The organism is Empedobacter sp. UBA5987, assembly GCF_002429865.1.
Lineage (GTDB): Bacteria > Bacteroidota > Bacteroidia > Flavobacteriales > Weeksellaceae > Empedobacter > Empedobacter falsenii_B.
Genome location: NZ_DJBB01000061.1, coordinates 48,377 through 56,142, shown reverse-complemented (window position 1 = coordinate 56,142; position 7,766 = coordinate 48,377). Strand labels below are relative to the sequence as shown.

General features: G+C 30.3%; 12 protein-coding genes. 5 read left to right on the top strand and 7 right to left on the bottom strand.

Annotated elements, in window-relative coordinates:
* Nucleotides 1-4: 4 nt before the first annotated feature.
* The 7 genes from B3J26_RS10575 to B3J26_RS10545 all read right to left on the bottom strand — a co-directional run bounded on the left by B3J26_RS10575 (nucleotide 5) and on the right by B3J26_RS10545 (nucleotide 4,427).
* A complete protein-coding gene (locus B3J26_RS10575; RefSeq protein ID WP_291074486.1) occupies nucleotides 5-748 on the bottom strand; it encodes an isocitrate lyase/PEP mutase family protein in 744 nt (247 codons plus the stop codon).
* A 173-nt stretch (nucleotides 749-921) separates the two neighbouring features.
* Nucleotides 922-1,413, bottom strand: coding sequence for a 3'-5' exonuclease (locus B3J26_RS10570; RefSeq protein WP_038334348.1), 492 nt, complete (start codon nucleotides 1,411-1,413; stop codon nucleotides 922-924).
* A 3-nt stretch (nucleotides 1,414-1,416) separates the two neighbouring features.
* Nucleotides 1,417-2,331 (bottom strand): tRNA (adenosine(37)-N6)-dimethylallyltransferase MiaA, encoded by a 915-nt coding sequence (gene miaA / locus B3J26_RS10565; RefSeq protein WP_125349391.1) that lies wholly within the window; start codon nucleotides 2,329-2,331, stop codon nucleotides 1,417-1,419.
* A gap of 95 nt (nucleotides 2,332-2,426) precedes the next feature.
* On the bottom strand, nucleotides 2,427-2,888 hold the full coding sequence (locus B3J26_RS10560) for a MaoC family dehydratase (RefSeq protein WP_038334338.1): 462 nt from the start codon (nucleotides 2,886-2,888) through the stop codon (nucleotides 2,427-2,429).
* Nucleotides 2,889-3,051: 163 nt separating this feature from the next.
* Nucleotides 3,052-3,405 (bottom strand): YkvA family protein, encoded by a 354-nt coding sequence (locus B3J26_RS10555; protein ID WP_291074483.1) that lies wholly within the window; start codon nucleotides 3,403-3,405, stop codon nucleotides 3,052-3,054.
* A gap of 101 nt (nucleotides 3,406-3,506) precedes the next feature.
* Nucleotides 3,507-4,151 carry a peptidylprolyl isomerase gene (locus tag B3J26_RS10550; protein WP_219034617.1) on the bottom strand — a complete coding sequence of 215 codons (645 nt, stop codon included), beginning with the start codon at nucleotides 4,149-4,151 and terminating at the stop codon, nucleotides 3,507-3,509.
* 60 nt (nucleotides 4,152-4,211) lie between these two features.
* Nucleotides 4,212-4,427, bottom strand: a complete 216-nt coding sequence (locus tag B3J26_RS10545) for a hypothetical protein (protein WP_038334324.1) — start codon at nucleotides 4,425-4,427, stop codon at nucleotides 4,212-4,214.
* 111 nt (nucleotides 4,428-4,538) lie between these two features.
* On the opposite strand from B3J26_RS10545, the gene B3J26_RS10540 reads away from it, so the two are divergent.
* The 5 genes from B3J26_RS10540 to B3J26_RS10520 all read left to right on the top strand — a co-directional run bounded on the left by B3J26_RS10540 (nucleotide 4,539) and on the right by B3J26_RS10520 (nucleotide 7,706).
* A complete protein-coding gene (locus tag B3J26_RS10540) occupies nucleotides 4,539-5,240 on the top strand; it encodes a DUF1826 domain-containing protein (protein ID WP_115000583.1) in 702 nt (233 codons plus the stop codon).
* 157 nt (nucleotides 5,241-5,397) lie between these two features.
* Entirely contained in the window at nucleotides 5,398-5,637 is a 240-nt protein-coding gene (locus B3J26_RS10535) for a hypothetical protein (protein WP_038334320.1), read from the top strand.
* Nucleotides 5,625-6,353, top strand: coding sequence for a hypothetical protein (locus B3J26_RS10530; RefSeq protein ID WP_115000581.1), 729 nt, complete (start codon nucleotides 5,625-5,627; stop codon nucleotides 6,351-6,353). The genes B3J26_RS10535 and B3J26_RS10530 overlap by 13 nt, the downstream gene beginning before the upstream one ends.
* An 85-nt stretch (nucleotides 6,354-6,438) precedes the next feature.
* Nucleotides 6,439-6,768, top strand: coding sequence for a translation initiation factor (locus tag B3J26_RS10525; RefSeq protein ID WP_115002063.1), 330 nt, complete (start codon nucleotides 6,439-6,441; stop codon nucleotides 6,766-6,768).
* Between the two features lie 65 nt (nucleotides 6,769-6,833).
* Nucleotides 6,834-7,706, top strand: coding sequence for a nucleoside phosphorylase (locus B3J26_RS10520; protein ID WP_291074481.1), 873 nt, complete (start codon nucleotides 6,834-6,836; stop codon nucleotides 7,704-7,706).
* The last annotated feature ends 60 nt before the right edge of the window (nucleotides 7,707-7,766 follow it).

Sequence of the window (7,766 nt, the reverse complement as noted above, 5' to 3'; positions counted from 1 at the left end):
ACAGTTAGTAAGATACTACCTTAAAAAAATCAGTAGTGTACTCCGTTACTTTATGATGGACTTTATTTCCACTCGAAATACGATGAATTCCTAATTCATTTATCGTTTTATAAGAACTCAATTTTGGAGTGATAAAAATATTGAGTGGCAAACCTACTTCATTAATTACTTTTTCAATATCTGACTTTTCTTCAATCAATGGAACAAAAATTCCATCAGCTCCAGCTTCTTTGTATACTTTTCCTCTTTTTATTGTTTGATCTAATACGTCATTTACTTTTGTTGTGTAAGTATCAATTCTTGCATTAATAAAAATATCCTTGTTTTTTGATTTCACATACGCTTTAATGCATTTTATTTTTTTCTCTAAAATTCCATCGCCTGACAATTTTCGCTTTTCTTCATCCGTATTTCCATCTTCTAAATTAATTCCGACAACGCCTACATCAACTAATTTTTCTATATAATTGTTCAAGATTTGCAAATCTTCAGTAAACCCACTTTCTATATCTGCTGAAACAAAAAGCGATGTTGATTTCGTAATTCTTTCAATTAGATATAACATCTCATCAAACGAAATATTCTGCCCATCTTCATAGCCTAGCATATTTGCAATTGCATGACTCGAGGTTCCTATAGCTAAAAAACCAGCTTCTTCTGCCGCCTTAGCACTTATTGCATCCCAAACATTCGCAATAATAAACGGATATTTTTGATGGTGTAATTCTTTAAAACTTTCTAATGACATAATTATTTTTTTTGGTTTGAAAGAAGTACAACAATAACCATTCAATTTACTGATTATAAACATTTGTAAATACTTACAAATATTTGTAAACGGATATAGTATTAAATGTAAATTAATTATGATTTATGTAAAATTATTTTTAAACGATTAATCAGATAAATTTTTAGTAAAAACTATTTTAATAAGTATAATTGAGCACAAACTTTTGCATCAGATAAAGCTTCATGATGGTTGAGTTGAAGATTAAATCGGCGAGCACAATCGGATAATTTTGTAGGAACAATTCCTTTCTGTTTGAAAATTCTGTATGTACATTCCCACTTTTCGGCAAGGTTAAGTTGAGAGTAATTGAGGCTATAAAACTCCATTGTATTCTTCAAAACAGAACGATCAAACGATTCGTTATGTGCAACAACAAGCTGATTTTGTAAACGATGTTTGATTTCAAAATAGACGTCTTCAAAACTTGGTGCATCAATTGTGTCTTCGGGACGAATTCCATGAACCAAAATATTATGATAATTATATTGATTTTGTGGTGGTTGAATTAACGTGTAATACTCGTCTGTAATCACATTATCTGTCACAGTTACAATTCCAACCGCGCAAGCAGAATTACGATAATTGTTTGCAGTTTCGAAATCGATGGCAACAAAATTTTCCATAATTTATATTTTGTTCGATATAAAATTAATGATATTTTCTTGTTCGAAAGGAGAAAACCAATTGACAGTTTCATCTTTTTTGAACCATGTCATTTGACGTTTTGCAAAACGTCTTGTATTCTTTTTGATTTCTTCTATTGCAAAATCCAATGTAATTTTCTCTTCAAAAAAGTCGAACAATTCTCGATAACCAACAGTTTGCAAAGCATTCAAATCTTTTAAAGGAAATAAATTTTTTGCTTCATTTAATAAACCTTCGTTCATCATAATATCAACTCGACGATTGATTCGGTCGTACATTTCTTCGCGAGGAAGTTCTAAACCGATTTTAATTATGTTAAATGGACGTTTGTTCAAATCTTGATTTCTGAAGTTAGAGAAAGGTAAACCCGAAGATCTAAAAATTTCTAAAGCACGTGTTACACGCTGTTTATTGAAAATATCAACTTCTTCAAAATACTTTGGATCGACTTCTTGCAATTCTTTTTGCAATTTTTCAATTCCAAATTCAGCAAGCTCATTATTCAAATCTTCTCTAATTTTAGGATTAACATCAGGAAATTCGTCAAAGCCAACTGTGATCGCTTTTTCATATAAACCAGATCCACCAACCATGACGCAAATGTCATTTGTTTTGAAATAATTATTCAAAAAAGCTAAGCCATCACGCTCAAAATCACCAACCGAATATTTTTCGTGAATAGAAATATTTTGAATAAAATGATGCTTCACTTCAGTCAATTCTTCCTCAGAAGGAACAGCAGTTCCTATCTTCATTTCTTTGAAAAATTGACGACTATCACAAGAAATAATTTCGGATTGAAAATGTTTTGCAACTTCTATTGCCAAATTGGTTTTACCAATTGCAGTTGGTCCAACAATAGAAATTAAGGTTTTATTATTTTGAATTTTTTGCATGTTATATGAAATCGAGCGCAAGATACTTCGATATTTTATGAAAAGAAAAAGCTTCTATAAAAAATAGAAGCTTTGTAAATTATATTGATCTTTAATTAATCATTAAAGTGGTAAAGGAAAACCACATCCGCCGTATAAGCAGGTTTCGGATTATCTTTAATTTCTAAATTTGCTTCGATGACAACTTTTGCAATTCCTCTCAAATTAGTAATAGATTTCAATTTTGCAGTTAATCTTACCTCACTATCAACCAAAACAGCTTGTCCAAATCTCAAATTTTCAATTCCATAATTGATTAACATTTTGATGTTGCGCACTTCCGCAATTTGATCCCACAAATGTGGAATTAAAGATAGCGTTAAATAACCATGCGCTATTGTTTTTTTGAAAGGTCCTTCGTTAGCTGCTTTTTCAGGATCTGTATGAATCCATTGATGATCTAAAGTTGCATCAGCAAAGCGATTGATTTGTTCTTGATTTATTATATGCCAGTCAGATTTACCGATTTCTTTACCTTCGAAAGCTTTGTATTCATCGAAATTATTAATAATTACCATTATTCAGGTGTTTTAGTTTTTAGTATTGTATTGCTCAAATCTAATGAATAATCGTCAGATAATAAATTTTATTTATGAGAAAGAGAGCATTTTTTGAATAATCTAAAAATAAAAAATCCGACTGAAAATTCAATCGGATTTTTTATAGCTATTTAATTTATTGCTACTCAATAATTTTTGCATCTTCAACATTTGCATAGGCTCTTTGCGTATCTCTCCATGCAAGATATTTAATAATTTCTTTGTTGAAATATTTCATTCCAAAAAGTAAAATCCCAAAATCATCTATCAAACCAAAAGGTCCAAATAGCGCTTCTGGAATAAAATCGATTGGAGAAATAATGTATAAAGTTGCTACAAATCCAAGAAATAAATTCATGTTGTCAGGTTTATAACTTCCTTTTTTGTAATCACCTAACATATTGAAAAAAGCCTTTACTTTTTCAAAAAAAGATTTGTCTTTTTGAGCTGCCATTGCTGCTTCTCCAGCGACTTTAAAGAATTTTGATTTTTTCATTTCACAAAATATGTTTTAAAAACGTATTATGTATTACAAAGTACATGCCAAAACATTTAAATTGATTTTTGTGTCATGTTAAAACTTTATGTTACATTGTTTTACTTGTTTTTCTTTTTCAGTTTAATGATTTTTGCATTCAATATTCTGTCAAGCTTTGGATATCTTTCGCGCATTAATTTTGTGCTGTTAAAAATTTCTTCATCTTCCATTGTTTGTCCAGCGTAACCATCATACAAACTTTCTACAACATTCATTCCGTTCACCACTTTTCCAAAACTTGGAAAACCTACTACATCATTGGAATTGATTGTATCCAAACGATGATTATCTTTCAGATTAATAAACAAATCCAAATCTCTTGTGTTTTTTCCTGCGCGCGCAAAACTCAAAGCTCCTTTACTATTTCCAGCAATAACAGGTTCATCTTCTACAATAAACTTTTTCCATTGATTAGAAACAATTGTGTCTGTATTTCCAAATTGGGCGACAAAATTCGGAACAACACGATAAAAAGTTCCATCTTCGAAAAAATTGTATTTAACCAATTGATAAAAACGATCAACAGCTTTTGGCGATAACTTTCTTTCAACTTCGATATCAATATTTCCTTTTGTTGTTTCAAATCGAGCAACAAAATTTTCTGGCGCTTGTTTTGTTGTCCATTTTTTATGAAAAACCGTTTTGCTAGAAGTACAAGCCGAAAGCGTAATAAGTGTAAATAATGTTAAAGTAATTTGTTTCATGTTTTAATTTTGTGGATTAAACTTAAACAAAAAACGACACTTAGCGTAAGTGTCGTTTCATTATTTTTGCAATTCTTGTTCAATTTTAAAAAACCATTCTGTTTTCTGGTTATAAACTTCCGCTTCGGCAAGCATATAATGTGCTTCTTTGGTTTCTTCATATTTCACGCGATCCATCGTTTCTGGGTTGAAAGGCGGTAAAGGTTGCACTTCTGCACTAAAAGTTTTGGTGTGGCCTTTATATGTAAATGTTTTGGTGATAATTTCTTTTTCCATTGTCTTTTAATCTTTGGTAAAAATACAACTTTTGCAACGGAGAATTTACATTCGGAATAATTTAATTTTTAGGCTGAATTATTTTTTGATAAATAGTAATTTTGCAGCTATATGATTACTCAAAATAATTCTAATCAACAACAAGTTCTTGTCGTTTCTTCGTTTGATGAACTTGTACATACAGCTTTTTCTGGGAAAAATAATGCGATAAATTGGCGGCGAAATTTAGAAGGTGATTTTGAGGAAATTGTGAATCAATTGATTTTAAAGGATGATATTACTGTTATTTCTATTGCTGATTTGAATGATTTAGATTTATCTAATGAAGGAATTAAAGCGAGAAATATTTTGATCAATGATTTACAACAATTAACTGTTTTTGGCGCTTCGCCAACTTTAAACTTACTGAAATGTTATGAACGCGATACTGAATTTGATTTTATTTCGACAGATGTTTATTCATTTCACGTTGATCGTTCGCTAATTCCTACGGATACTTTTTTGTGCACTTACTATGGCGCTTCCAGTGATATTGTTGCAAATGAAGATGTGGAACAAAAAATTTTGATTCCAGAAATTAGAGAAAAACTATTCGAATTATATGATGGATACATTGATGGTTTTGAAGATTTTTTGAAAGAATATTTCTTTGATTTGCATTATCAAATTCGTCCAGGTGTTGAACCAATTAATTTAGGATTAGGAAATCTTTGGCGATTGGCAGTTGATCATCCAGAACAAAAAGTTTTGCCTTGTGTACATCGCGCGCCGAAAGAAAATAAAGATGAATATCGATTATTGTTAATCTGTTAGGAATAAATTAATCAAATAACTATTAATAAAAATTATATAATTTAGATTCAAAAGATTAGGCTTTTGAATGAAGTCAAGCTTTTATTATTACAATGGTTTCACTAAATTTGCGTACATTTATTGATGAATAATTATTGTTAATTTAATTTCTATTATTATGAACAAAGAATCAGATATACTAAAATTAGAAGAAGCAGGAGCGTTAAATCGTTTAGCTAAATCTGCATCGCAAGCTGCAATTAGAGTTTCAGAAGCATTAGATTTATCAGTTCAATATGTTCAAGGAAATCGAATCATCGAGAGAAAACCTAATGGAGAAATTAAGGTGATTAAAACAATAGATCGAATAAAAGTTCCAGCTGAATTGAAAAAAGGAGCTAAATTATGTCTAAAATAAAACGTTTACGCGTTTTTGCTGGTCCAAATGGATCTGGAAAGTCTACTTTATTCGATTCAATCTCATCAAAATTTAATGCTGGATATTTTATTAATTCAGATTTGATTGAAAAAGAAATTTCTTTAAAAGGTTTTATTGATTTGGATCGATATGAACTAAAACTTACCGAAAAAGATTTTGAAGATTTTAAAACTGAACCTGCTTCAATTTCATTATTCGAAAAAGCAAATAACGAAGGAAAAGCAATTGATGTGCAGTTTCGAAATAATGTTTTGGTTGATAAATCTAAGTCTACACATAGTTACGAAGCGTCTTTTATTACTTCATTTATTCGAAAACACTTATTGATTAAAGGTAAATCTTATTCATTTGAAACGGTAATGAGTCATCCTTCTAAAATTGATGAAATAGTGGATGCTAAAAATCGTGGTTTCAAAACATATATGTATTTTGTCTGTATTGAAGATCCTTTGATTAATATTTCTCGAATTGAAAATAGAGTAGAAAAAGGTGGTCACGCTGTACCAGATGAAAAGGTGATTAAACGATATCATTCTACTTTAATGAATTTATTTCCAGCTTTAAAAATTGTAGATAAAGGCTATATTTTTGATAATTCAACTCAAGAAATGAGATTATTTGCACAAGTTAAGAGAAATGAACTTGAAATAGTTTCGGATAAAGTTCCAAATTGGTTTATAAAACAACTGCAATAAAAATTTTATCTTTGTAATTATAATGGTACAAATGGACGAATTCCAATTTAAAACGCCATTTATTACAAAGATTACATCAAATACTATGGATTTACAAGATCAATTAAAAAATCTTTTTCCTGATCATATACCTGAGCCAGAAGAAGTATCAAATGAAGAACAACATGAGTTATGGATTCAGAAAGAACCATTGATTTGTAAGTTTGAGAAACGAAAAGGGAAAATAAATACAATTATAGAAGGTTACGAAGGAGAAACAGAAGATTTCAAACTTTTAGCAAAAGAAATTAAGCAATTTTTGGGTGTTGGAGGTAGTTTTAAAGACGAACAAATCATCATTCAAGGAGATTATCGCGATAAGATTATGGCTTTCCTGAAAGATAAAGGATTTAAAGTGAAAAGAGTAGGTGGTTAATAATTTCTTTACAATTATTACTGATAAAAATTGTATATTGTTCTCTTATTTTTAATTATAAAATCATGAGTAAAGCAGCATCAGAATTAGTTTTAAATGCAGACGGAAGTGTTTACCATTGTAATATAAGACCAGAGCATTTAGCAGATACTATTATAACTGTTGGTGATCCAAATCGTGTCGAAAAAGTTTCAAGACATTTTGATACAATCGAGCAGACAGCAAGCAAAAGAGAAATTGTGACGCATACAGGAACGTTGAATGGTAAACGTTTAACAGTTATTTCGACTGGTATGGGAACGGATAATATTGATATTGTTTTATCTGAGTTAGACGCTTTGGCTAACATCGATTTGGAAACTGGTGAGATCAAAAAAGATTTCAGAAAATTATCATTTGTTCGTATGGGAACTTCTGGAGCTTTGCAAGCGGATATTCCTGTTGATAGTTTCGTTATTGGTTCTCACGGTTTAGGTTTAGATGGACTTTTGCATTATTATGTTGGGAGTGAAGCGGTGATGAATAAAGAGGTAGAAGATGCTTTTATTAAACATGTTGATTGGTCGCCGAATAAAGCGCGTCCATATTTAGTAAAAGGATCTGATTTGTTATTAGATAAATTAGCTTCTGAAAAAACAATTCAAGGAGTAACAGCTACAGCTTGTGGTTTTTACGGACCTCAGGGACGTTATTTGAGATTGCAACCAAATCCAGCTGATATTAATGAGCGTTTAACAACTTTTAATTACGAAGGTTTAAGAATCTCTAATTTTGAGATGGAAACTTCTGCAATTTATGGATTATCAGCAATGATGGGACATGAAGCATTGTCGATAAATGCAATTGTTGCAAATAGAATTTTAGGTGAATTTAGTGCTGATTCTTACAAAGCAGTTGATGCAATGATTGAATATTCGCTGGAAAAGTTAACGAAATAATTTCAGATTTATACAAAACAAAAGCTCGAGAATTTTCTCGAGCTTTTTTGATATTATATG

What these genes read in the sequence shown, in the direction of transcription:
- B3J26_RS10550 (WP_219034617.1), bottom strand. Translation starts at nt 4,151, where the DNA reads ATGAAACAAATTACTTTAACATTATTTACACTTATTACGCTTTCGGCT.
- B3J26_RS10530 (WP_115000581.1), top strand. Translation starts at nt 5,625, where the DNA reads ATGTCTAAAATAAAACGTTTACGCGTTTTTGCTGGTCCAAATGGATCT.
- B3J26_RS10540 (WP_115000583.1), top strand. Translation starts at nt 4,539, where the DNA reads ATGATTACTCAAAATAATTCTAATCAACAACAAGTTCTTGTCGTTTCT.
- B3J26_RS10570 (WP_038334348.1), bottom strand. Translation starts at nt 1,413, where the DNA reads ATGGAAAATTTTGTTGCCATCGATTTCGAAACTGCAAACAATTATCGT.
- B3J26_RS10520 (WP_291074481.1), top strand. Translation starts at nt 6,834, where the DNA reads ATGAGTAAAGCAGCATCAGAATTAGTTTTAAATGCAGACGGAAGTGTT.
- miaA (WP_125349391.1), bottom strand. Translation starts at nt 2,331, where the DNA reads ATGCAAAAAATTCAAAATAATAAAACCTTAATTTCTATTGTTGGACCA.
- B3J26_RS10525 (WP_115002063.1), top strand. Translation starts at nt 6,439, where the DNA reads ATGGATTTACAAGATCAATTAAAAAATCTTTTTCCTGATCATATACCT.
- B3J26_RS10545 (WP_038334324.1), bottom strand. Translation starts at nt 4,427, where the DNA reads ATGGAAAAAGAAATTATCACCAAAACATTTACATATAAAGGCCACACC.
- B3J26_RS10560 (WP_038334338.1), bottom strand. Translation starts at nt 2,888, where the DNA reads ATGGTAATTATTAATAATTTCGATGAATACAAAGCTTTCGAAGGTAAA.
- B3J26_RS10575 (WP_291074486.1), bottom strand. Translation starts at nt 748, where the DNA reads ATGTCATTAGAAAGTTTTAAAGAATTACACCATCAAAAATATCCGTTT.
- B3J26_RS10535 (WP_038334320.1), top strand. Translation starts at nt 5,398, where the DNA reads ATGAACAAAGAATCAGATATACTAAAATTAGAAGAAGCAGGAGCGTTA.
- B3J26_RS10555 (WP_291074483.1), bottom strand. Translation starts at nt 3,405, where the DNA reads ATGAAAAAATCAAAATTCTTTAAAGTCGCTGGAGAAGCAGCAATGGCA.